Origin of the sequence: Arcobacter caeni, from assembly GCF_003063245.1 — a bacterium.
Classification (GTDB): domain Bacteria; phylum Campylobacterota; class Campylobacteria; order Campylobacterales; family Arcobacteraceae; genus Aliarcobacter; species Aliarcobacter caeni.
In genome coordinates this window covers 125,860-149,378 of sequence record NZ_MUXE01000001.1, presented here as the reverse complement: position 1 = coordinate 149,378, position 23,519 = coordinate 125,860, and the positions used below count along the sequence as shown (strand labels likewise).

Sequence of the window (23,519 nt, the reverse complement as noted above, 5' to 3'; positions counted from 1 at the left end):
AGTAGTTAAAAAATATCGGTTCCTTTAAATTAGGAATCTAATTTAAAGGAAAAATATTGGAACAATTACAAAGATATTTAAATCACTCAAAAATTGATGTGCTTTTTAAACAAAACAAAGATGACTTCGTGGTTACAGAAATCCCACTTTATGAATTTTCAGGTGAGGGTGAACATCTTATTTTAAAAATTAGAAAAAAAGATTTAGCAACTTGGGATGCAATAGAAATATTATCAAAGTTTCTAAATTGTAGTTCAAGAGATTTTGGATATGCAGGACTTAAAGATAAAAATGCAATGACAGTTCAATCAATTTCAGTTCATAGAAAATATGAAGAGCAATTAAAATCTTTTCAACATGAAAACCTAAAAATACTTGAAACTACTTATCATAATAACAAAATAAAAGTAGGCCATTTAAAAGGGAATAAGTTTTTTATAAGACTAAAAAGAGTTGGAGCAATTGAAAAAAGAAAAATTGAAGAAGCTTTAGGGTCAATTGTTACAAATGGAATCCCTAACTATTTTGGTTTTCAAAGATTTGGAATTGATGGAGATAATTACAAAAAAGGTAAAGATATTATTGATGGAAAATTAAAAGAAAAAAGAAGAAATTTAAAACAAATGTACATCAATGCATATCAAAGTTATCTTTTTAATTCATGGCTTTCAAAAAGAATAGAAATATCAAAATTAGTTGATGCTTTTGAACCAAAAGAGATTTATCAAAGATTAAATTTACCTCTTGATGTTGTAAAACAAATGAAAAAACAAAAACATCCTTTTAAACTTATAACTGGAGATTTACTTTCTCATTATCCTTTTGGGAAAATATTTACAATTGAAAATTTAGAAGAAGAATCTTTGAAATTCAATGAAAGAGATAGAGTTCCAACAGGACTTTTAAGTGGAAAAAGAGTTAAAAATTCAGTTGATTTAGCATATGAAATTGAAAAAGAATTTGAACAAAACACAGGAGAAGATGGAGCAAGAAGATTTGCTTGGATTTTTCCTGAAGAGCTTTCTTCTAACTATAAAGAAGATAAGAACTGGATGGAAATACAATTTTATTTACCAAAAGGTTCATATGCAACAGAAGTAATTGCTGAAATAATTCATTAATAATTAAATAAATATAAAATGTATTAAGTAAAACTAAGTTAAACTAATCTTAATATTTAAAATAAAGGAAGTTTTATGTCATACGAAGAATTAATTGCGCAATTATGTGAAGTTATAAAAGAGTCAGAGATGAATGCTCAATTAATTTATGATAATATCGAATCTATTGAAGAAATGATAAGTAATTCAGAACTACCATTATATAAAAAAGATAAAGCTATAAATAAAATTTCTGATATTTTTGGTTTACTACAACATCATGATTTACATAGACAGAAAATCGAAAGAGTTGTAAATTTTGTTTGTGAAAAAAATGACATAGATAAAAGCCAATATAATTTAGCTCCAAGTGCTAAAAACATTGACTCATGTGAGGAAACTCTTTCAGATGATGAATTAGAAGCTTTGATTAAACAAATGCAAGCATAAAAGTCTCTAAAGTTTCTCTAAAAGATAAAAGAAGATTTTCTTCTTTTATCTTTTCTTATTTATTTTAAGATTATTAAGATTTGTAAAAATTTTAAAAGTATCTATTTCTACTTCTTTCGCTTTTTTATTTAAAGTTTCATTTGATTCTTTATTTGAGTTTGAATCTACTAAATCTTGTAAGTTAGTATGGAATTTTTTATTTAACATATCTATATTATTTATTATTTCCATATCTACTTTTTTATCTGAATTTACATAATTTTCGCACCATTGTTTTAAACCTTGATTCTCTTGTATTTTAAATGATTTATAATCACCCAATTTTGCATATGCTGTATCTTTTGTATTTAGTATTTCTACTTTTAATAATGCTGTTTGATATACTAAATCTACATCAGAAACTTTATCTAGAGAATCTTCTAGGAAAGAAGCTTTTGCAGCAGCAGTTACTAAAGAGTTAGACATAGTAGCAATTGTATCTGCCATTTTAGAAATCTGATCTGCAACTTGTGCATTTTTTTGAGTTGCTTGATCTAATAAATTAATAGCATCATTAATTTGAACTATTCCTTTTTCTTGCTCTTTTGATGCGTTTGCTACTTCATTTATAGTTAAGATTGTATTTGAAATATTTTCATTTAATTCTTTATATCCATCAATCATATTATCAGATATATTTTTACCTTCTTTAGCTTTTTTACTAGCTAATTCAACTATGTGTTTAATCTCTTTTGCCGCATCCGCACTTCTATTTGCAAGGTTTCGCACTTCAGCTGCAACTACTGCAAATCCTTTTCCAGCTTCACCAGCTGTTGCTGCTTCTACGGCTGCATTTAGTGAAAGAATATTTGTTTGGAAAGCAATTTGATCAATAACTTCGATAGCTTCATTTATAGAGCTTACTTCTTTGTTAATTTCATCCATTGAATTAGCTGTTTGATTTGCTAAATCTTGTCCATTTTTTGCAGAGGTAGTAACATTTTGTGCTAGTTGTGACATTTTATTTGTTGCTAATGTATTTGTTTGAATAGTTGATGTTATCTCTTCTAAAGCAGCAGCAGTTTCTTCTAAAGATGCAGCTTGTTGATTCGAAGAAGCTGATAGATTATTTGATGCACTTGAAAGAGTTTGTGTATTTTCATTTAATGCATTTCCTGTGTTCATAACCATTGCTAAAATTTCAGAAGTATTATTTCCTACTAATTTAATTCCAGCTGTTAAAGAACCTAAGTTTCCATAAATTCCATCATCATTTATTTTGTAGTCAAATTTTGATTCAGAGTAATATCTTAATGTTTCATTGATTTTGTCTACAGTATTTTTTGTACTTAAAATCATAGAATTTAATCTGTTTTTTAAGTCTTCAACATGAGGATTAGATGCAATTGATTCAACTTTGTAAACAAAAAATCCGTTTGCTGTTTTTTCTAAAACATCACTTGCTTCTTCGATTACTTTCTCATCTTGTTTTAATCCAGCTCTAACTTTATCCATATAAGCATTAAATAAAGTTGCAACTTCTCCTATTTCGTCTTTAGATTCTACTGCTAAAGATATATTTGTGTCATTTGAATGTAATAAGTTTTCAAATCCATCTTTTAATTTTTGAATTGGATTTGTAGCTCTTCTTACGATAACAAGAATTAAACCAATAGTTATAAAGGCTAATATTATAGAGATAATTGAAATTTCTGTAATCAAACCTCTAATTTGTATGTCAGCTTCATCTAATGAAAAAGTTAAATCCATTACTCCAATTACATCACCTTCATTTTGATTACCATGACACATTAAACACTCTTGTGTTGCAATCATAGGTTTTATCATTCTTATGTTATGACCATTTTCATTGTTTGTTTGTAAAAGGAAAGGTTGCTTAGAATCAAAAGCATTAAGAACTTCTTTATTTGTTGTATATGGAATGTTTGATGGATATAATTCCATTAAAGGTTTTCCCTTTGCAACAGTTAAATTTTTAACACCTTTTATATGACTTGCATCTTCTTCTGATTTTGCTATTTGTACAGGGTCTCCTGTGTTCATTGCATTTCTTAGACTTTGAAATATTGCAGCATTTAACATCTCAAGATTATCTTTTGTTTTTTCAATAGAATCTTTTGTCACCTTTGATGTTGTAAAATATACAACTGTTATACTACTTAGCGACATTAAAATAAATAGAGCAAAAATTATCTTATTGCTTATTTTTTTTGTTATTAATTCAAGCATGACACCAGCCTTTTTGTTTAAGTGTATTTATTATATAATGAAATTTATATATTAAATATTAAATTCAACATTTTTGTGAGATAAAGAGCTAAATAATGATAGTCGGACTTGTAGGAAAGATAACAAAAAAAGAACCAACATTATTAAATGTAAATGTAAATGGAATTATTTATGAAATTTTTGTTTCATTAAATTGCAGTTCAAAAATTATTTCTGATGATGTAAAACTAGAAATTACTCATATAATTAGAGAAGATTCTCAATCTTTATATGGTTTTTTAGATGTAAATGAGAAAAAACTTTTTGATACAGTTATTAAAATAAATGGAGTAGGTCCAAAAGTAGCACTTGCAATTTGTTCTACTTTTACACCAACATCATTTGCACAAATTGTAAGTGAAAATGATGTAACTATGTTAAAAAGAGTTCCAGGATTAGGACCTAAGGGTGCAAGTAGAATACTTGTGGAACTTTCAGGATTTATTGTTGATTCTCATGACGGAAGTGATAACTCAGCACTTTCTTCATCATTTGAAGCAGCACTTGCTTTAGAATCTTTAGGATTTAAAAAAGATTTAGTTTCAAAAGTATTAAAAACTTGTGTGAGTGGAAATACAAGTGATTTAGTAAAAGAAGCATTAAAAAAATTACAAAAATAAAAATATATTTATAAAAAAGGAATCGGATGAAGATAGCTATAGTTTTTGGTGGAGTAAGTTTTGAACATGAAATTTCAATAGTAAGTTCAATTGCTATGAAAGATGTATTAAACAATGAATTAATTTATCTATTTCTAGATGCATCAAGAGATTTATATCATATTCCAACTGACATTATTAAATCAAAGTTGTTTAGTACAGGGGAATATAAGAAGTTTGATAAGGTTTTTTTACAAAAAGGTGGTTTTTATAAAAAAGGTGGACTTTTTTCAAAAGACCAAACAATACATTATGATGTAGTTTTAAATCTTTCTCATGGTGGAGATGGTGAAGATGGTGTTTTATCTTCTGTTTTAGAATTTTATAATATTCCTTTTGTGGCTCCAAGAACTGAAGCTTGTGTTGTGAGTTCAAATAAATTTTTAACAAAAGGTTATGCTTCAAGTGTTGGCGTTAATACTTTAGATTATAAATACTTTACAAAAGGTGATAAAGTTGTAGTTGATAGTTTTCCTGCAATTTTAAAACCTGTAAAATTAGGAAGTTCTATTGGGGTTTCAATTGTTAAATCACAAGAAGAGTTAGAATATGCTCTTGATGTTGCTTATGAATTTGATAATGCAGTAATAATTGAACCATTTATAAGTGGAGTAAAAGAGTATAATTTAGCTGGAACAAAAGTAAATGGAGAGTTTAGATTTTCTATTATTGAAGAACCACAAAAAGCTGAATTTTTAGATTTTGATAAAAAATATTTAGATTTTTCAAGAACTTCAAAAGCTCTAGAAGTAGATTTGGGAGAAAAATTAAATGAAGAAATAAAAGAGTCATTTAGAAGACTTTATAATACTTTATTTGAAGGCTCAATTATTAGATGTGATTTTTTTGTTGTAAATGATACAGTTTATTTAAATGAAATAAATTCAATTCCTGGATCAATGGCAAACTATTTATTTCAAGATTTCTCAAGATTATTTAATGAAGTAGCAAGTACACTTCCTTTAAAAAAATATATTCCAATTACTTATGAATATGTAAATAAAATACAAGCTACAAAAGGAAAATAAATTTTGGCAACAAAAAATTTGACTGTTGATAATAAAAATTTTGATATTTCTTATGAAATAGTAAACCCAACAGCTAAAAAAGATATAATTTTTTTGCATGGTTGGGGTTCAAATAAGGATATTATGAAAAATGTATTTTCACCTTATTTGAAAGATTTTAGACATATTTATATTGATTTACCAGGATTTGGAAAAAGTTTAAATAATTATGTTTTAACAACAAAAGAATATGCCAAGATAATAGATGAATTATTAAAACTATTATCATCTTCAAAAGATATAATAGCTGGACACTCTTATGGTGGCAAAGTGGCAACATTATTAAATCCAGCAAATTTAGTTTTATTAAGTAGTGCTGGAATTTTAGAAGAAAAATCTTTTGATGTAAAAGCAAAGATTTTCTTTGCAAAAATCTTTAATGCTTTAGGATTAAAATCTGTTACAAAAGCATTTAGAAGTAAAGATGTAAATACAATGAGTGAAAATATGTACACAACTTTTAAAAATGTTGTAAATGAAGATTTTTCATCTTATTTTACAAATTTTACAAATAATGCTTTGATTTTTTGGGGAGAAAAAGATACCGCAACTTCTTTAAAATCTGGCAAAAAAATGGCATCATTATTAAAAAAATCAACTTTTACATCTTATGATGGTGATCATTTCTTCTTTGCAAAAAATGCAAAAAATATAAGTGAGAGAATTGAAAATGGAATACTTTAATATTATTACGCACATTATTTTAATAATGAGTTTAGGTTGGTATTTAATTACTAATCTTCAATGGTATAACTATAAATTAGAAAGAGTTGTATTTAAACATCATAAATGGCAATGGCATATTACATATTTTTTATCACCAATAATTCTTTTTTATATTATTCCAGAACCTTATTATGCTGTTTATTTTTATATCATATATATAACAAGTTTTCTTTTATGGAATAAAAAGCTTGATAAACCTCTTGTTTTAACTGCAAGAGTAAAAAGATTTTTATCAATATTACTTTTTATAACATTTGCAATGACGGCACTTTGTTTAACAAACCCAAATTGTACAAATATGTTTATTTTTATTCCATTGATTCTGGTTTATGTAATTTCTTCAATTATGGAAAAAATATTTTTTATCTCTTTTAAACATAAAGCAAAACAGAGATACCAAAGTATCTCAGGACTTAGAACAGTCGCAATTACAGCATCATTTGGAAAAACATCAATTAAAAACTATTTGTATCATGTTTTAAAAAAGAAATATAAAACCTACAAAACACCAAGAAGTGTAAATACAATTGCTGGAATTGTACTTGATGTAAATAAAGATATTCCACTTGATACACAAATTTATATTGCAGAAGCAGGTGCTAGAGTAAAAGGTGATATTGAAGAAATAGCAATGTTTTTAGAACCTCAGATTTGTGTTATTGGAAGTGTTGGTGAACAACATATTGAGTATTTTAAAACTTTAGATAATATTATTCATACTAAAATGGAAATTTTAAAATCTCCGAAAATGAGAATGGGATTTGTTCATGAATCAGTTCCAATTAAACCATATTCAACTATTACAAAATATCCAAATAATTTGCATATTACAAAAAGTAATTTAGATGGAATTTGGTTTGATGTTGAAGTTGCTGGAAATATTGAACATTTTCATGCGCCAATTTTAGGAAGTTTTAATGCTATAAATTTGACAGCCGTTATTTTAGTATCTCATTATTTAGGTATGAGTATAAATGAAATAAAAATGGCGTTATGTACTCTTCCTCAAGTTGAACATAGACTTCAAAAAATTGAAGCAGGTGGCAAAATTATAATTGATGACTCATTTAATGGAAATCTAACAGGTATGCTTGAGGCTGTAAATATTTGCTCAACTCATACAGGAAGAAAAGTAATCATTACTCCTGGGCTTGTAGAATCAACTGATGAAGCAAATATTCTTTTAGCAAAAGAGATAAATAAAACTTTTGATTTTGTAATATTAACAGGAAGTTTAAATACGCATTTATTTAGTACAAATATAGATAAAGAAAAAGTATATATTTTAAAAGATAAAACACTAATGGAAGCAACATTAGCAAAAACAACAAGAGCTGGTGATTTGATTTTATTTGCAAATGACGCTCCAAACTTTATATAAATTTTAGGAAAATAAAATGGAACATCTATATGCACCATGGCGATATGATTATATTAGTGAGGAAAAAATTGAAGGTTGTGTTTTTTGTCATATTTCAAAAAATATTGAAGATGCAAAAATGCAAGTTTTATTTTCAGATGAATATTGTTTCGTAGTTATGAATAAATTTCCATATTCTCCTGGACATATGATGGTTGTTCCTTTTTTTCATACTTCAAGTATTGAAGATTTAGAAGATAATATTTGGATGCAAATGAGTATTCGAGTAAGACAAGGTGTAAAATTACTAAAAGAAGTTATGCCTTGTGAGGGTGTTAATATTGGTATGAATCTAGGAAAAGCAGCAGGTGCAGGAATTGAACAACATGTCCATTATCATATGCTGCCACGATGGATTGGAGATACAAATTTTATATCAACTTTAGGTGGAACAAGAGTTTATCCTGCTTCTTTTGATGAAATTTTTAACAAATTAAAAGATAATGCTTCAAAATATTTTATATAATATTTTACAGTATTCAGCAAAAAAAAACTCTCTTAACTTCCAACTTTAATAATAAGTATTTTTAAATTTTAAATAGTAATCCACTTAAAAAAGATAAAAAATATATGCAGTAAATCTAATAGGTGAAATATTCATCAAACAAATCATAATCAAAAAAGATTGCTACTGTCAAAAGAGTATTAATCCAGATTATGAAGATATAAAAGTAAAAAATCCAGTTATAATAAGTTAGGTTACAGGAGTATTTAATAAGTTTAATTTGCTTTGAAATGCAGGTAAATTAGCTAAATAAGTGCTATTTCTATATATTATTACATTTTTTAAGTCGTTCTAGACTAATCTTAATCAAAACTTACCTAGTGGTCAAAATCAAGATATCTATCCTTTAAAAAAGGAAATAAATTTATATATTTTTATCCAAGAAGCCCATAATACTTGACATTCTAATACAAAAAAGTTATAATCCGCGTCCACTAAATGTGGTTAGGGTGCATTTATGCGCATCTAACGAGTTCTTTAAAGGAAAAAAATGGAAAAAATTAGATTAAAGCTTAAGGCTTATGATCATAGAGTTTTAGATAGAAGTGTTGCTTCAATTGTTGAAGCCGTTAAAAGAACTGGTGCTGATTTAAGAGGTCCTATTCCTCTTCCTACAAAAATCAGAAGATATACAGTTATTAAAGGTCCTCACGTAAATAAGGATTCTAGAGAGCAATTTGAAATCAGAATTCATTCAAGAATTATTGATATTATAGCTGCAACTCCAGATACTGTAGATTCGTTAATGAAACTTGACTTAGCTCCTGAAGTTGATGTTGAAGTTAGATCTATGGGTCAAGAATAAGAAGAAAGGGTAATATAGATGGAATTTATAGTTCAAAAAATCGGTATGAGTAGAACAGTTTCTGTTCCAAGTACTCCTGTTACACTTTTAAAAGTTCTTGATACTAAAGTGTGTGAAGTGACTGACGGTGTAGCAATTGTATCGTATAGCAATGGTAAAAAATTTAACAAAGCTATCGAAGGTATACAAAAAAAATATAACTTATCTAAAGAGTTTAACAGATTTGCAACAATGACTGTAGCAAATGCTGAAGCTGGTGATTTAGATGTTTCTGGATTAGCTGAAGCACAACGGTTAAAAACAACTTTTAAAACAAAAGGTAGAGGGTTTACTGGAGCTGTTAAAAGATGGAATTTTGCTGGTGGTAGAGCATCACACGGTCACAGAATGGGTAGAAGAGTTGGTTCAATCGGTAACTGCGAATGGCCAGGTAGAGTTCAGCCAGGTAAAAAAATGCCAGGGCAATACGGAAATACAAATGTATCTGTTAAAAATGATGTTATTTCATTTGACGCTGAAACTGGAATTTTAGTTCTTAAAGGTTCAGTATCTGGTCCAAACGGAGCATTAGGAAAAGTAAAGGTTGCTAAATGAGCAAAGCAATAGTATTAAATGAAAAATTTGAAAGTAATGGTGAAGTAGTTTTACCAGCTAGTTATGAAGAAATAAACAAACATAATTTATATTTGTATGTTAAATCATATTTAGCAGCATTAAGATCAAATACAGCAAGAGCAAAAACAAGAGCAGAAGTAAGCGGTGGTGGTAAAAAACCTAAAGCTCAAAAAGGTTCTGGTGCGGCTAGATGGGGTTCAAAAAGATCACCATTATTCGTTGGTGGGGGGCAAGCATTTGGACCTACTAAAAGAAACTATAACCAAAAAGTTAACAAAAAACAAAAAGCATTAGCATTAAAATATGCTATCAATGCTCAAGCAAATAATAGTACTTTATTTGTTGTTGATTCAATTAAACTTGTATCAGGAAAAACTAAAGAAGCAGTTGCAGTTTTAAGTAAAATAAACAAAAGAGATACATTAATTGTATGTGATTCAATTGATGAAAAAACTTATTTAGCGTTTAGAAACATTAAAAACTGTTATATGGTTGAAAAGCAAGAAGTTAACGCTTATTTAATTGCTGCATACCACTCAGTACTTATTGAAAAATCAGTACTTGATGCATTAACAAAAGAGGCTTAAGATGGCAGATATTACAGATATTAAAGCAATATTATATACAGAAAAAACAATTGAGCTTCAAGAAAATGGTGTAATCGTTGTTCAAACTAGTCCTAGAATGACTAAAAACGGTTTAAAAGAAGTATTTAAAGAGTATTTTGGAGTAACACCTTCAAAAGTGAATTCTTTAAGACAAAATGGTAAAGTAAAAAGATTTAAAGGGAAAATAGGTAAAAGACCTGATTTCAAAAAATTCTATGTAACATTACCAGAGGGCGCAGCAATTGCGAACCTTTCAGCTTAAGGGGATTATAAATGGCAATTAAAAAATTTAGACCAATAACTCCTGCAAGAAGATTTATGTCTGTTATGGATACTTCTGACATTACTTCTAAACCAACAGTTAGATCTTTACTTGTAAGAGTAAAAGCAGCAGCTGGTAGAAATAATAACGGTAGAATTACATCAAGACACAAAGAAGCAGGTGCTAAGAAATTATATAGAATTATAGATTTCAAAAGAGATAAATTCGGTGTTGAAGGTACAATTTCAACTGTTGAATACGATCCATACAGAAACTGTAGAATTTGTTTAGTTACTTATTTAGATGGGGATAAAAGATATATTATTCAACCTTCTGGATTAAAAGTTGGAGATAAAGTACAAGCTGCTGAAGCTGGACTTGACATCTTACCTGGTAATGCAATGAGATTATTAAGTATTCCTGTTGGAACAATGGTTCATAATATTGAAATGAAACCAGGAAAAGGCGGTCAAATCGCTAGATCTGCTGGTGGATATGCTCAAATTATGGGTAGAGAAGACAAGTATGTAATCATGAGATTACCATCTGGTGAAATGAGAAAAATTCTTGGTGTTTGTATAGCTACAATTGGTGTAGTTGGAAACGAAGATTTCTCTAACATGGTTATTGGAAAAGCGGGTAGAAGTAGACACCTTGGTATTAGACCACAAACAAGAGGATCTGCAATGAATCCAATTGATCACCCACACGGTGGTGGTGAAGGTAAAACTAATTCTGGTAGACATCCTGTTACTCCATGGGGTATGCCAACTAAAGGTTATAAAACTAGAAAGAAAAAAGCTAGTGACAAACTAATCATTTCAAAAAGAAAGAAGTAAGGGTTTAAGATGGCAAGATCGATAAAAAAAGGTCCATTCGTAGACGCACACCTGATTAAAAAAGTTATCAAAGCTAATGAAGCTAATGATAAAAAACCAATCAAAACTTGGTCAAGAAGATCTACTGTATTACCAGATATGATTGGATTAACTTTCAATGTGCACAATGGAAGAAACTTCGTTCCAGTTAATGTTACTGAGAACCACGTTGGATATAAATTAGGTGAATTTGCACCAACTAGAACATTTAAGGGCCATAAAGGTTCTGTTCAAAGAAAGGCATAAGAATGGCTAAAGCAATATTAAAATTTATTAGACTTTCTCCAATTAAAGCTAGATTAATTGCAAGAGAAGTTCAAGGAATGAATGCAGAGTATGCAATCGCATCTTTACAATTTACTCCAAATAAAGCTGCTGGAATTATTTCTAAAGTTATTGCATCTGCTGTAGCAAATGCAGGTTTAGATCCAGTTGATGCAGTAGTTGTATCAGCTAGAGTTGATAAAGGTCCAGTTCTTAAGAGATTTACTCCAAGAGCAAGAGGAAGTGCTTCTCCAAAACACAAACCTACTGCACATATTATGATTGAAGTAGCTGCTGCAACTAAAGGAGACAAGTAATGGGTCAAAAAGTTAATCCAATAGGTTTAAGATTAGGTATTAATAGAAATTGGGAATCAAGATGGTTTCCTAAATTCGAAACAATGCCAGCAAATGTTGCAGAAGATGACAAAATCAGAAAGTATGTTAAAAAAGAATTATACTATGCTGGAATTGCTCAAACTATCGTTGAAAGAACTGCAAAAAAAGTTAGAGTTACAGTAGTTGCTGCTAGACCTGGTATTATTATTGGGAAAAAAGGTGCAGATGTTGAAAAACTAAAAGATGCCCTTTCAAAATTAGTTGGTAAAGAAATTGCTGTAAATATTAAAGAAGAGAGAAAACCTCAAACTTCTGCTCAATTATCTGCTGAAAATGTTGCTCAACAATTAGAAAGAAGAGTTGCATTCAGAAGAGCTATGAAAAGAGTTATGCAAAACGCTTTAAAAGGTGGAGCAAAAGGTATTAAAGTATCTGTTTCTGGTAGACTTGGTGGAGCTGAAATGGCTAGAACTGAATGGTATTTAGAAGGAAGAGTTCCTTTACATACTTTAAGAGCTAGAATTGATTATGGTTTTGCTGAAGGTCATACAACTTATGGTTGTATTGGTATCAAAGTTTGGATTTTTAAAGGTGAAGTATTAGCTAAAGGTATTCCAACTGAAAAAGCTGAAGACACTTCTTCTAAACCTAAAAGAAGACCAACTAAGAAAAGAGGTAAATAATTATGTTAATGCCTAAAAGAACGAAATTTAGAAAAATGATGAAAGGCCGAAATAGAGGTATGGCTCATAGAGGAAACTCTTTAGCATACGGAGATATCGGTATCAAAGCTGTAGAGCACGGAAGAATTGACTCAAGACAAATCGAAGCGTCAAGAATTGCGATGACTAGAAAAGTAAAAAGACAAGCGAAAGTTTGGATTATGGTATTCCCTGATAAACCACTTACTGCAAAACCATTAGAAACAAGAATGGGAAAAGGTAAAGGGTCTGTTGATAAATGGGTTATGAACATTAAGCCAGGAAGAATTTGTTTTGAGATGGCCGGTGTATCTGATGAATTAGCTAGAGAAGCTTTAACATTAGCTCAACACAAGCTACCATTTAAAACTAAAATTGTAACAAGAGATAGCGAAAATGAACTATACTGATTTAAAAGACAAAAACTTGAATGAACTTCAAGTATTATTAAAAGAGAAAAAGGTGCTTCTTTTTGAATTAAAAGCTAAGCTAAAAACAATGCAGTTAACAAACACAGCTGAATTAAGAGTTGCTAAAAAAGACATCGCTAAAATTCAAACGGCTATGACTGCTGCAAAAGCTAACTAAGGATCTAAGTATGACACATAAAAGAGAGATTCAAGGTGTAGTGGTAAAAAGATCAGGTGATAAAACTGCTTCTGTACTAGTTACAAGATCAGTTATGCATCCAAAATATCACAAAACTGTAAAAAGATTTAAAAAATATTTAGTTCATGACGAAAGAAATGAATTAAATGTTGGAGATAGTGTTATCGCTGTTGAGTGTAGACCATTGTCAAAAACTAAATCTTTTAGATTAAAGACAATTGTAGCTACAGGAGTTAAATAATGATTCAAAGTTTTACAAGATTAAATGTAGCTGACAATACAGGTGCTAAAGAGATTATGTGTATCAAAGTTTTAGGTGGTTCTAAAAGAAGATATGCAACTGTTGGTGATGTAATTGTGGCTTCTGTTAAAAAAGCTCTTCCAACTGGAAAGATTAAAAAAGGTCAAGTTGTTAAAGCTGTTGTTGTTAGAACTCATAAAGAAGTTCAAAGAGAAAATGGTTCATTAATTAGATTTGATGATAATGCTGCGGTTATTCTTGATGCAAAAAGAGAGCCAGTTGGAACAAGAATCTTTGGACCAGTTGCTAGAGAAGTTAGATATTCAGGTTTCATGAAAATCGTTTCACTTGCACCGGAGGTATTATAATATGGCAATTAAATTAAAAATCAAAAAAGGTGATACTGTAAAAATTATCGCTGGAGATGACAAGGGTAAAACTGGAGAAGTTTTAAGAGTATTACCTTCAAAAAATAAAGTAATCGTAAAAGATTGTAAAGTTGCTAAAAAAACTGTTAAACCTGATCAAGAAAAAAATCCTGATGGTGGATTTATTAACAAAGAAATGCCAATTGACATTTCTAATGTAGCAAAAGTAGAAGGTGAGTAAGATGGCAGCAAGATTATTTGAAAAATATAAATCAGAAATCAAACCAGTATTAGAAACAGAATTTGTAAAAAATAAAACTTTAACTGCAAAATTAGAAAAAGTTGTTATTTCTGTTGGTGCTGGTGAAGCGATGAAAGATTCTAAATTAATCCAAAATATTGAAGATACAATTTCTTTAATAGCTGGTCAAAGAGCTGTTAAAGTTATTGCTAAGAAATCAGTAGCTGGTTTTAAAGTTAGAGAAGGTATGCCAGTTGGTGTAAAAGTTACTTTAAGAGGTGAACAAATGTATCATTTCTTAGATAAATTATGTAACGTTGCATTACCAAGAGTTAAAGACTTTAGAGGTCTTAACAAAAATGGTTTTGATGGTAGAGGAAACTTCAACTTTGGTTTAGATGAGCAATTAATGTTCCCAGAAGTTGTATATGATAACATTATTAAAACACACGGTATGAATATTTCAATTACTACAAGTTCTTCTAATGATGCTGAAGCATTTAGATTACTAGAATTAGTAGGAATTCCATTTACAAAAGGAAGAGCGTAATGGCAAAGAAATCAATGATTGCTAAACAACAAAGAACACCTAAGTTTGCAGTACGTGCATACACAAGATGTTCTGTTTGTGGAAGACCTCATTCTGTATATAAAGATTTTGGTTTATGTAGAATTTGTTTAAGAAAAATGGCTAACGAAGGTTTATTACCTGGTGTTAGAAAAGCTAGTTGGTAGGAGAATTTAAGCTATGATGAATGATATAATCGCAGATGCTTTAACTAGAATTAGAAATGCTGCAATGAGAAAATTAGAAGTTGCAACATTATTACACTCAAATACTGTAGTAGGTGTTTTAAATGTTTTATTACAAAAAGAGTATATTACTGGATTCAAAGTTATCGATGGACAAAACAATAAGAAAACAATTCAAGTTGAATTGAAATATGATGATAATGAGAAATCAGTAATCAACGAAATTAAAAGAGTTTCTAAACCAGGAAGAAGAGTTTATAAAAATGCTTCTGAAATTAAAAACTTCAAAAATGGATACGGTACAATTATCGTTTCTACTAACAAAGGTGTACTTGCTAACGATGAAGCACATGCAGCTAATGTTGGTGGCGAACTACTTTGTACTGTATGGTAGGAGAGTTTAATGTCTAGAATTGGAAAAAAACCTATCGCAATCCCAGCTGGGATTGAAGTAACAGCTAATGGTTCTTTAATTAGTGTTAAAAAAGGAAACAACGTTTCTACTGTTGAAACACATGGAAGAGTTGGTATCGAAATTGCTGATGGACAAATTGTTTTAACTAGAAATGGTGAAACAAAAGAGTCTTCTGCATTTTGGGGAACTTATAGAGCTTTAACTGCTAATGCTATAAATGGTCTTAATATTGGATTTACAAAATCTTTAGAGATTAATGGTGTTGGTTATAGAGCTGCTGTAAAAGGTGAAGTTTTAGAACTACAATTAGGTTATTCTCACCCGATTAACTATGAAATCCCTGCGGGATTAGAAGTTACTGTTGAAAAAAACATAATTAACGTAAAAGGTGCTGACAAACAACAAGTTGGTCAAGCTGCTGCAATTATTAGAGGCTATAGAAAACCAGAACCGTACAAAGGTAAAGGTGTTAAATATACTGATGAGAAAATCATCAGAAAAGCCGGAAAAACTTCTAAGAAGTAAGGTGTAACTATGAGTAGAATAAAAGATTTAGCTAAAAAAAATGCTTTAAGAATCAAAAGAAAAAAAAGAGTTAGAGGTTCAATTTTTGGTACAGCTGAAAAGCCAAGAGTATCAATTTTCAAATCTAACAAATATGTTAGTGCACAAGCTATCAATGATGTTGAAGGTATTACTTTAGCAGCAGTTAGCTCAAAAGCTATGGGTTTAAATGTGAATAAAGAAAATGCAGTAAAAGTAGCAGCACAACTTGCTGAGAACTTAAAAACAGCTGGGATTGAAACAGTAGTTTATGACAGAAATGGTTATCTTTATCATGGTGTTGTAGCAGCATTTGCTGACGCATTAAGAGAAAACGGTATCAAATTATAAGGGTTAATGATGGCAGTAAATAGAGAAGACTTTCAAGAAGCAATCGTTAAAATCGGAAGAGTAACAAAAGTTGTAAAGGGTGGTAGAAGATTCAGATTTACAGCTTTAGTTGTTGTTGGCGATAAAAACGGTACAGTAGGATTTGGAACTGGTAAAGCAAAAGAAGTTCCTGATGCAATTAAAAAAGCATTAGATGACGCTTTCAAAAGCTTAGTTACTGTTTCTATTAAAGGAACTACAATCGCACATGATATTGAACATAAATATAATGCAAGTAAAATATTATTAAAACCAGCATCTGAGGGTACTGGACTAATCGCTGGTGGAGCTGCAAGACCTGTTCTTGAGCTTTCAGGGGTTAAAGATATTATTGCAAAATCTTTAGGTTCTAATAATCCAAACAACCTTGTACAAGCTACTGTTGAAGCATTAGCTAGAATTAAAGGATAGAATAATGGAATTAAATAACTTACAACCTGCAGCTGGTAGTACAAAAAATACTAAAAGATTAGGTAGAGGTCAAGGAAGTGGTACAGGTAAAACTGCAGGAAAAGGTAATAAAGGTCAAAAAGCTAGATCTGGTTACAAAATGAAAAGAGGATTTGAAGGTGGTCAACAACCACTTTACAAAAGACTTCCTAAAGTTGGATTCTTTTCAAGAGTAGCAAAACCTTATTCTATTAATGTAGATAAAGTATCTCAAATCGCAACACTTGATGTAATTACACTTGATTCTATTAAATCTGTGTATAAATTATCAAGATCAGTTGAAAAAGTTAAATTAATTGGATCAACTGCTAAAGATTTAGTAGCTAAGATTAAAGACGAAAATATTACAACTACTGGAAAATAGCCATGAGTAAAGATCTAATAAATAAGATTCTTATTACATTAGGCTTTATTTTCCTTTACAGGTTATTGGCATACGTGCCAGTACCTGGAGTTAATTTAGACGTAGTTAAAGAATTTTTCGACTCAAATGCAAACAATGCATTAGGTCTTGTTAATATGTTTAGTGGTAATGCTGTTTCAAGACTAAGTATTATATCACTAGGAATTATGCCTTACATTACTGCTTCAATTATTATGGAGCTTCTAGCCGCAACTTTCCCAGCACTTGGTAAAATGAAAAAAGAGAGAGATGGGATGCAAAAATATATGCAAATCATCAGATATACTACAATTGTTATAACATTAATTCAATCTATTGGTGTTTCAGTTGGTCTTAATTCATTAACTGGTCATAATGGTCAAGGTGCTATTTCAATCGATATGAATACCTTTATTGCAGTTTCTGCAATTTCAATGTTAACTGGTACTATGCTTTTAATGTGGATTGGTGAACAAATCACACAAAAAGGTATTGGAAATGGTATTTCATTAATTATTTTTGCTGGTATTGTCTCTGCAATTCCTCATGCAATTGGTGGAACTATTGAACTAGTTAATAATGGACAAATGAATTTCTTAGTTGTAATTGCTATTTTAATTATAATAGTTGCTACTGTTGGAGCAATTATCTATGTTGAATTAGGAGAAAGAAGAGTTCCTGTTTCATATTCTAGAAAAGTAATGATGGAAAATCAGAAAAAAAGAGTTATGAATTATATTCCTATTAAAGTGAATTTAAGTGGAGTTATTCCAGCAATTTTTGCAAGTGCTATTTTGATGTTTCCAGCAACTGTGTTACAAGGTTCTCAAAACAAGTATTTGGTAATGGTTGCTGATTATTTAAGTCCACATTCATATACTTTTAATGTATTTATGTTCTTATTTGTAGTTTTCTTTGCATTCTTTTATGCATCAATTACATTTAATGCAAAAGATATTTCTGAAAACTTAAAAAAACAAGGTGGATTTATTCCAGGTGTAAGACCAGGAGCAAGTACGGCTGAATTTTTAAATGAAGTAGCTAGTAGATTAACTTTTTGGGGTGCGATTTACATGGGATTAATTTCAACTTTACCTTGGCTTATTGTAAAAGCTATGGGTGTGCCTTTCTATTTTGGAGGGGTTGCTGTACTAATTGTTGTACAAGTTGCTATTGATACTATGAGAAAAATTGAAGCTCAACAATATATGAATAAATATCAAACTTTAAGTGCGGTTGGATTATAAAAATGGCAATCCCATTAAGAAAACCAAATGAAATAGAAAAACTTCGAACTGCAAATATTGTAGTAGCAAAAACTTTAAACTTTTTAAGTCAAACAGTGAAAGCTGGTATGACTTTAAAAGAAGTTGATACAATGGGTGAAAAGTTCCTACGGAATTTAGGAGCTAGACCTTCATTTAAGGGCTTGTATGGTTTTCCTGCTGCTATTTGTACTTCACTAAATGAAGTAATTATCCATGGAATTCCTACAGATATTATCTTAAAAGAAGGTGATATTTTAGGTCTTGATATTGGTACTGAAATTGATGGTTGGTATGGTGATTCAGCTATTACTATGCCTATTGGAAAAGTTTCAAAAGCTGATGAAGAATTAATTGCTTGTTCAAAAGATGCTTTATATTATGCTATTGACATTATTCAAGAAGGTATGAGATTTAAAGAATTATCTAAAGCTATTGAGGATTTTATTGTATCAAGAGGTTATCAACCACTAGTTAGATTTTGTGGACATGGTATCGGAAGAAAACCACATGAAGAGCCAGAAATTCCTAATTACTTAGAAAATGGAAATGCAAAATCTGGTCCAAAAATCAAAAATGGAATGGTATTTTGTATAGAGCCAATGATTTGTGCTAAAAACAGAAACCCTGTTATTTTAGAAAATGGTTGGGACGTTGTGTCTGCTGATGGGCTAAGAGGTAGTCATTACGAACACACAGTTGCTGTAATAGATGGAAAAGCAGTTATTTTAAGTAATTCGGAAGATTAAGGAGAAAATGTGGCAAAAGATGATGTAATAGTAGTAGATGGAAAAGTAATTGAAGCTTTACCAAATGCTATGTTTAGAGTTGAATTAGATAATGGACATGTAGTTTTATGTCATATCTCAGGAAAAATGAGAATGCACTATATTAAAATTTTACCTAATGACACTGTAAAAGTAGAAATAACACCTTATTCATTAGATAAAGGTAGAATTACTCACAGATATAAATAGTTCTATTTATATCAAAATTAAATAAGGAATTTTTTTCCTTATTTTTTCTTCAAAAAAATTAAAATCCCAAATATAAAAAACTATGAAGCCAAAAACTATAATACTTCGCACACTTTAAAAAAGTTATATTATAAAATTAAGCTCCATAACTTTGCATACTAATTTATTCTATCTTTTGTTAGAACAATCTCTTTTTCTATTAAATTCTTTTGTTCTAGTAACAATTCTAAATGTTTTTTTAATACCTCTTTATTTTTATACGATTCTATAATAAATTCAAAAAGCTTAGGTCTATTTTTTTTCCAATTATGTAATGTTGTTTTATTTACTTCTAAATCGAATTCTAGTTTTCTTAAACTAGGTACAGTCATTTTTTTTTCCAATCCCAAACTTTTTTGTATTTTATAAAATATTGGAACAAAAGTCAAGTATAATTTATATTTTATATAAAATATTGGAACAAATATTTGTTCAAGAAAGATTTATGTACAATTTCATATGACAAAATTAGTAAAAAATCGTGTATTGAATCAGTTAAATTATTTAAAATCATTTGGTTATGAATATCATGAATCTTTGGATTTCTTTTCAAATAATATTAAAAATGCAAAGTTACCTAATAATATCAATGACTTAAGTATTAGTGTTAGTCATTGTTACTTATGTGAGCTATCTAAATGTAGAAAAAATATATTGTTTGGATATGGTAATACTAATTCAGATATTATGTTTATTAGTGATGAGCCAAGTAATAGCGAAGATGAGTTAGGTTCTTTTTATGTTGGGAAAAGTGGAGAGTTGCTTATAAAAATGATTGAAAATGTACTTAATATAACTAAAGAAGATGTTTATTACACTACTTTGGTTAAATGTAAAAGTACAAATGGTTTGAATAATTCTAATATTGAAACTTGTCATGATTATTTACTAAAACAAATTGAGTTGATTAAACCCAAATTGATTGTTGCACTTGGAGAAAAAACTTATTCGTACTTATTAAAAAATGGAGATAATTTTTCTCAAAGTAGAGGGAAAGAGTTGGTTTTTAATGGAATTTCATTAATAGCAACATTTTCACCAACTTTTTTATTAAGGAATCCATCTTCTAAAAAAGATGCATATTATGATATGTTAAAAATAAAAAATTACATGGAGAGTTTAAATTGAAGCAAATAATTGCCATTATGGTACTTGTATTTCTATTTTTTGGTTGTACTCAAAGACAAACAGTAGAATTAAAACTACCAAATAAACAAAAGAATATTGCAAAACCTGCAAAAGCAGCACCTATTAAAGAGGATAAGATTACTGTTGTTCAAGAATTAGAACCAATAGATATAATTGAATCAGATAGTAAAGGTAAGGTTATAAAAGAAGAGCCCGTTGAGTATGAAGTAGCTCCTATAATTGAGGGTGATAAAATAGAAAATCAAAAAATTTCTACACCTAAAGGTTCTTCTGAAAATGAAATAGAAAATAAAATTGAAATTGATACTACTAAGGTTAAAATGAAAGTTGCTTTCCTTTATCCATCAAATTTAGTTTCAAAATATGCTAAATCATCGATAAATACCGTTTCAGGGTATTTATCGCACCAAAATTCAGATTATGAATTAGTTGTAATTGATACAGAAAATGAAAGTTCTAGTAGAATTGATTCAGCATTTCAAGAAGTAAAAAAATCAAATATTAAAAATGTAATTGCTTTATTTACACCAAATGCTATTGGAACTTTAAATAATGTAGTTTCAGGTGATTTAAAAGTTTATTTACCTCTTATTGAGAAAAAAGAAGTCTCTTCTAGTAATAATAGTTTAATTTTTGGCTCTATTTCTTATGATGAACAAGTAAAAAAATTGATAAATTATTCAAGTGGGAATAATGTTATGTTTTATCAGGATTCATATTTAAGCTTAAAATTAAAAAAATCTTACGAATCAGTAGTTTCTGATACAAGATTAAAAAAAGAGATTAGTAAGCATGAAAATAATTTTAAAGGAATAGTAACAGGTTCAGGATTAGCTAACTCAACACTATTTTTAAATACTGATATTGTAAAAAGTTCATTGATTTTATCACAATTAAGATCTTATGATGTTTATCCAAAAGCAATTCTTTCTACGCAGCTTAGTTATGACCCTTTATTAATGACATTAACACAAGATAAAGATAGAGATAAATTAATTGTGGCTAATTCAATTGATGTTGTTGATAAAGAGTTAAGAGATGAGATTGCAACTTCTGGTGGAAATATAGTTTATGAATGGGTTGATTATTCAACCTTAGTTGGAATAAATTATTTATACTATGGAAAAAACTCAAGTTTAGTTCCTACAAAAATAGAAAATAATCAAGCAATATATAATCCTAGATTATTTAGAAGTACAGAATTTGGCTTTTCAGAAATTAAGTAAAAATTAGATAAAATCGCGAATATTTATGTGAATGGAGATTAGAATTTGAGAACTCATTATTGTGCAGATGTAACTGAAGCTAAAATAGGTGATACGGTAACTGTTGCTGGTTGGGTAAACAGTAGACGAGATCACGGTGGAATTATATTTATAGATTTAAGAGATAAAAGTGGATTAGTTCAATTAGTTGCTGATCCAAGTGATAGTAAAGATGCTTTAGCAATTGCAGAAACTGTAAGAGATGAATTTGTTTTAATTGCAACTGGTATTATAAGAGAAAGAGGTGAGGGACTTGAAAATCCTAATCTTAAAACTGGTAAAATCGAAATTGTATTAAAAAATTTAGTTATTGAAAATAGATCTAAACCAATGCCTTTTGATATTAATGATGAAAAAGTTAATGATGAGATTAAATTAAGAAATAGATTTTTAGAATTAAGATCAACAAAATCGTTTAATATTTTTCAATTAAGAAGTAAAGCAGCTATTCAAGTGCGAAATACTTTAGATGAATTAGGTTTTTTAGATGTTGAAACTCCAATTTTAACAAAATCTACACCTGAGGGAGCTAGAGATTATTTAGTGCCATCAAGAGTTCATCCAGGTGAATTTTATGCGCTTCCTCAATCTCCACAGTTATTTAAACAACTTTTAATGGTTGCAGGATTTGATAAATATTTTCAAATTGCAAAATGCTTTAGAGATGAAGATTTAAGAGCTGATAGACAACCTGAATTTACTCAAATAGATGTTGAAATGTCTTTTTGTACTCAAGATGATGTTATTGCAGTTGCTGAAAGACTAATCTATGATGTATTTACAAAATGTGGTAAAACAGTTCCTAAAACATTTAAAAGAATGAAATATTCAGATGCTATGGAAACATACGGTTCTGATAAACCTGATTTAAGAATTGATATGCCACTTGTTGATGTTATTGATATTTTTGCTAACTCTACAAATGAAATTTTCGCTGATATTGCAAAAGACAAAAAGAACAATAGAATCAAAGCTTTAAAATGTAAAAACGGAGATAACATTTTCTCTAAGAGACAAATGAAAGGTTTTGAAGAGTATGTTACAAAGTTTGGAGCTAAAGGTCTTGGATACTTTCAAATGAAAGAAGATGGATTAAAAGGTCCATTAACTAAATTCTTCTCAGAATCTGATTTAGAAGAAATCGTAAAGTTGACTTCTCTAGAAGTTGGTGATGTTGTATTCTTTGGAGCAGGTGCAAAGAAAGTAGTTTGGGATTATATGGGAAGATTTAGATTATTCCTAGCAAATGAAATGAATATTGTTCCAGCTGATGCTTTAGAGTTTTTATGGGTTGTTGATTTCCCAATGTTTGAAGTTGAAGATGGAAGAACAAAAGCACTTCACCATCCATTTACTATGCCTAAATCACTTGAAGACACATCTGATTTAGAAGCTATTGAATCAATTGCATATGATATTGTTTTAAATGGTACAGAGCTTGGTGGTGGAAGTATTAGAATTCATAAAGAAGAGATTCAATCAAAAGTATTTGAACTTATGGGAATAGGAAAAGAGGAAGCAAAAGAGAAATTTGGTTTCTTACTTGATGCACTTCAATATGGAGCTCCATCACATGGTGGATTTGCAATGGGACTTGATAGAATGATTATGTTATTAGCTGGAACTGATTCAATCAGAGATGTAATAGCATTCCCTAAAACTCAAAAAGCTCAATGTTTATTAACTCAAGCACCATCAAGTGTTGATGAAGAGCAATTAAAAGAGTTAGGTATTAGATTAAGAAAAACAGTTTCTGAACTTTAGTA

The 23,519-nt window shown here is 29.3% G+C and carries 35 protein-coding genes; 33 read left to right on the top strand and 2 right to left on the bottom strand.

The features are described from left to right. Positions 1–56 precede the first annotated feature (56 nt). Positions 57–1,121, top strand: a complete 1,065-nt coding sequence (truD, locus tag B0174_RS00785) for a tRNA pseudouridine(13) synthase TruD (protein WP_108557727.1) — start codon at positions 57–59, stop codon at positions 1,119–1,121. Between the two features lie 75 nt (positions 1,122–1,196). Further along, a complete protein-coding gene (locus B0174_RS00780; RefSeq protein WP_108557726.1) occupies positions 1,197–1,550 on the top strand; it encodes a hypothetical protein in 354 nt (117 codons plus the stop codon). A 45-nt stretch (positions 1,551–1,595) separates the two neighbouring features. On the opposite strand, the gene B0174_RS00775 is transcribed toward B0174_RS00780, so the two are convergent. After that, a complete protein-coding gene (locus B0174_RS00775; protein WP_108557725.1) occupies positions 1,596–3,779 on the bottom strand; it encodes a methyl-accepting chemotaxis protein in 2,184 nt (727 codons plus the stop codon). A gap of 95 nt (positions 3,780–3,874) precedes the next feature. Between B0174_RS00775 and ruvA the strand changes: the two genes are divergently transcribed. The 28 genes from ruvA to infA all read left to right on the top strand — a co-directional run bounded on the left by ruvA (position 3,875) and on the right by infA (position 19,300). Continuing rightward, positions 3,875–4,438 (top strand): Holliday junction branch migration protein RuvA, encoded by a 564-nt coding sequence (ruvA, locus tag B0174_RS00770; protein WP_108557724.1) that lies wholly within the window; start codon positions 3,875–3,877, stop codon positions 4,436–4,438. 26 nt (positions 4,439–4,464) lie between these two features. Beyond that, complete coding sequence (locus B0174_RS00765; protein WP_108557723.1) at positions 4,465–5,505, top strand: D-alanine--D-alanine ligase; 1,041 nt, start codon at positions 4,465–4,467, stop codon at positions 5,503–5,505. A gap of 3 nt (positions 5,506–5,508) precedes the next feature. Beyond that, on the top strand, positions 5,509–6,228 hold the full coding sequence (locus B0174_RS00760) for an alpha/beta fold hydrolase (RefSeq protein WP_108557722.1): 720 nt from the start codon (positions 5,509–5,511) through the stop codon (positions 6,226–6,228). Then, the gene (locus B0174_RS00755; protein WP_108557835.1) at positions 6,215–7,651 is read left to right on the top strand and encodes a Mur ligase family protein; all 1,437 of its coding nucleotides are present in this window, start codon (positions 6,215–6,217) and stop codon (positions 7,649–7,651) included. The genes B0174_RS00760 and B0174_RS00755 overlap by 14 nt, the downstream gene beginning before the upstream one ends. Before the next feature lie 16 nt (positions 7,652–7,667). Then, positions 7,668–8,156 carry an HIT family protein gene (locus B0174_RS00750; RefSeq protein ID WP_108557721.1) on the top strand — a complete coding sequence of 163 codons (489 nt, stop codon included), beginning with the start codon at positions 7,668–7,670 and terminating at the stop codon, positions 8,154–8,156. A 529-nt stretch (positions 8,157–8,685) separates the two neighbouring features. Then, on the top strand, positions 8,686–9,000 hold the full coding sequence (gene rpsJ, locus B0174_RS00745; protein WP_108557720.1) for a 30S ribosomal protein S10: 315 nt from the start codon (positions 8,686–8,688) through the stop codon (positions 8,998–9,000). Between the two features lie 18 nt (positions 9,001–9,018). Beyond that, complete coding sequence (rplC, locus tag B0174_RS00740; RefSeq protein ID WP_108557719.1) at positions 9,019–9,594, top strand: 50S ribosomal protein L3; 576 nt, start codon at positions 9,019–9,021, stop codon at positions 9,592–9,594. Beyond that, positions 9,591–10,202, top strand: coding sequence for a 50S ribosomal protein L4 (gene rplD, locus B0174_RS00735; RefSeq protein WP_108557718.1), 612 nt, complete (start codon positions 9,591–9,593; stop codon positions 10,200–10,202). The genes rplC and rplD overlap by 4 nt, the downstream gene beginning before the upstream one ends. 1 nt (position 10,203) lies before the next feature. Further along, positions 10,204–10,485: a 50S ribosomal protein L23 gene (locus tag B0174_RS00730; RefSeq protein WP_108557717.1), complete on the top strand. Its 282-nt coding sequence runs from the start codon at positions 10,204–10,206 to the stop codon at positions 10,483–10,485. 11 nt (positions 10,486–10,496) lie between these two features. Then, complete coding sequence (rplB, locus tag B0174_RS00725; protein WP_108557716.1) at positions 10,497–11,324, top strand: 50S ribosomal protein L2; 828 nt, start codon at positions 10,497–10,499, stop codon at positions 11,322–11,324. 9 nt (positions 11,325–11,333) lie between these two features. Further along, on the top strand, positions 11,334–11,609 hold the full coding sequence (gene rpsS / locus B0174_RS00720; RefSeq protein ID WP_108557715.1) for a 30S ribosomal protein S19: 276 nt from the start codon (positions 11,334–11,336) through the stop codon (positions 11,607–11,609). Positions 11,610–11,611: 2 nt separating this feature from the next. After that, a complete protein-coding gene (gene rplV / locus B0174_RS00715) occupies positions 11,612–11,944 on the top strand; it encodes a 50S ribosomal protein L22 (RefSeq protein ID WP_108557714.1) in 333 nt (110 codons plus the stop codon). After that, positions 11,944–12,648: a 30S ribosomal protein S3 gene (rpsC, locus tag B0174_RS00710; RefSeq protein WP_108557713.1), complete on the top strand. Its 705-nt coding sequence runs from the start codon at positions 11,944–11,946 to the stop codon at positions 12,646–12,648. The genes rplV and rpsC overlap by 1 nt, the downstream gene beginning before the upstream one ends. 2 nt (positions 12,649–12,650) lie before the next feature. Beyond that, positions 12,651–13,076, top strand: a complete 426-nt coding sequence (gene rplP, locus B0174_RS00705) for a 50S ribosomal protein L16 (RefSeq protein ID WP_108557712.1) — start codon at positions 12,651–12,653, stop codon at positions 13,074–13,076. Beyond that, on the top strand, positions 13,063–13,254 hold the full coding sequence (gene rpmC / locus B0174_RS00700) for a 50S ribosomal protein L29 (RefSeq protein ID WP_108557711.1): 192 nt from the start codon (positions 13,063–13,065) through the stop codon (positions 13,252–13,254). Before rplP ends, rpmC begins: the two co-directional genes overlap by 14 nt. Before the next feature lie 10 nt (positions 13,255–13,264). Further along, positions 13,265–13,516, top strand: a complete 252-nt coding sequence (gene rpsQ / locus B0174_RS00695) for a 30S ribosomal protein S17 (protein WP_108557710.1) — start codon at positions 13,265–13,267, stop codon at positions 13,514–13,516. Then, positions 13,516–13,884 carry a 50S ribosomal protein L14 gene (gene rplN / locus B0174_RS00690; RefSeq protein ID WP_004510830.1) on the top strand — a complete coding sequence of 123 codons (369 nt, stop codon included), beginning with the start codon at positions 13,516–13,518 and terminating at the stop codon, positions 13,882–13,884. Before rpsQ ends, rplN begins: the two co-directional genes overlap by 1 nt. A gap of 1 nt (position 13,885) precedes the next feature. Further along, complete coding sequence (gene rplX / locus B0174_RS00685; protein ID WP_108557709.1) at positions 13,886–14,125, top strand: 50S ribosomal protein L24; 240 nt, start codon at positions 13,886–13,888, stop codon at positions 14,123–14,125. 1 nt (position 14,126) lies between these two features. Further along, positions 14,127–14,675, top strand: a complete 549-nt coding sequence (gene rplE / locus B0174_RS00680; RefSeq protein ID WP_108557708.1) for a 50S ribosomal protein L5 — start codon at positions 14,127–14,129, stop codon at positions 14,673–14,675. Next, complete coding sequence (locus tag B0174_RS00675; RefSeq protein ID WP_105912160.1) at positions 14,675–14,860, top strand: type Z 30S ribosomal protein S14; 186 nt, start codon at positions 14,675–14,677, stop codon at positions 14,858–14,860. Before rplE ends, B0174_RS00675 begins: the two co-directional genes overlap by 1 nt. Positions 14,861–14,873: 13 nt before the next feature. Next, positions 14,874–15,272 (top strand): 30S ribosomal protein S8, encoded by a 399-nt coding sequence (gene rpsH, locus B0174_RS00670; protein WP_108557707.1) that lies wholly within the window; start codon positions 14,874–14,876, stop codon positions 15,270–15,272. 9 nt (positions 15,273–15,281) lie between these two features. After that, complete coding sequence (gene rplF, locus B0174_RS00665) at positions 15,282–15,818, top strand: 50S ribosomal protein L6 (RefSeq protein ID WP_108557706.1); 537 nt, start codon at positions 15,282–15,284, stop codon at positions 15,816–15,818. A gap of 9 nt (positions 15,819–15,827) precedes the next feature. Then, positions 15,828–16,187 carry a 50S ribosomal protein L18 gene (rplR, locus tag B0174_RS00660; RefSeq protein ID WP_108557705.1) on the top strand — a complete coding sequence of 120 codons (360 nt, stop codon included), beginning with the start codon at positions 15,828–15,830 and terminating at the stop codon, positions 16,185–16,187. Between the two features lie 9 nt (positions 16,188–16,196). Beyond that, a complete protein-coding gene (rpsE, locus tag B0174_RS00655) occupies positions 16,197–16,637 on the top strand; it encodes a 30S ribosomal protein S5 (RefSeq protein ID WP_108557704.1) in 441 nt (146 codons plus the stop codon). 4 nt (positions 16,638–16,641) lie between these two features. Continuing rightward, positions 16,642–17,040 (top strand): 50S ribosomal protein L15, encoded by a 399-nt coding sequence (gene rplO / locus B0174_RS00650; protein WP_108557703.1) that lies wholly within the window; start codon positions 16,642–16,644, stop codon positions 17,038–17,040. A 2-nt stretch (positions 17,041–17,042) separates the two neighbouring features. Beyond that, positions 17,043–18,305, top strand: a complete 1,263-nt coding sequence (secY, locus tag B0174_RS00645; RefSeq protein WP_108557702.1) for a preprotein translocase subunit SecY — start codon at positions 17,043–17,045, stop codon at positions 18,303–18,305. Positions 18,306–18,307: 2 nt separating this feature from the next. Beyond that, positions 18,308–19,072 carry a type I methionyl aminopeptidase gene (gene map / locus B0174_RS00640; RefSeq protein ID WP_108557701.1) on the top strand — a complete coding sequence of 255 codons (765 nt, stop codon included), beginning with the start codon at positions 18,308–18,310 and terminating at the stop codon, positions 19,070–19,072. Between the two features lie 9 nt (positions 19,073–19,081). Further along, positions 19,082–19,300 (top strand): translation initiation factor IF-1, encoded by a 219-nt coding sequence (gene infA / locus B0174_RS00635; protein WP_004510841.1) that lies wholly within the window; start codon positions 19,082–19,084, stop codon positions 19,298–19,300. 158 nt (positions 19,301–19,458) lie between these two features. Here the strand turns inward: infA and B0174_RS00630 are convergent, their stop codons facing one another. Next, complete coding sequence (locus B0174_RS00630; protein ID WP_108557700.1) at positions 19,459–19,671, bottom strand: hypothetical protein; 213 nt, start codon at positions 19,669–19,671, stop codon at positions 19,459–19,461. A gap of 127 nt (positions 19,672–19,798) precedes the next feature. Here B0174_RS00630 and B0174_RS00625 point away from each other — a divergent pair, with 127 nt between their 5' ends. From B0174_RS00625 to aspS, 3 genes are read left to right on the top strand one after another with little or no spacing between them, the layout of a single operon-like run. After that, complete coding sequence (locus B0174_RS00625; RefSeq protein WP_108557699.1) at positions 19,799–20,467, top strand: uracil-DNA glycosylase; 669 nt, start codon at positions 19,799–19,801, stop codon at positions 20,465–20,467. Beyond that, on the top strand, positions 20,464–21,714 hold the full coding sequence (locus B0174_RS00620) for a hypothetical protein (protein WP_108557698.1): 1,251 nt from the start codon (positions 20,464–20,466) through the stop codon (positions 21,712–21,714). The genes B0174_RS00625 and B0174_RS00620 overlap by 4 nt, the downstream gene beginning before the upstream one ends. A 45-nt stretch (positions 21,715–21,759) precedes the next feature. Continuing rightward, entirely contained in the window at positions 21,760–23,517 is a 1,758-nt protein-coding gene (gene aspS, locus B0174_RS00615; RefSeq protein ID WP_108557697.1) for an aspartate--tRNA ligase, read from the top strand. Positions 23,518–23,519 lie beyond the last annotated feature (2 nt).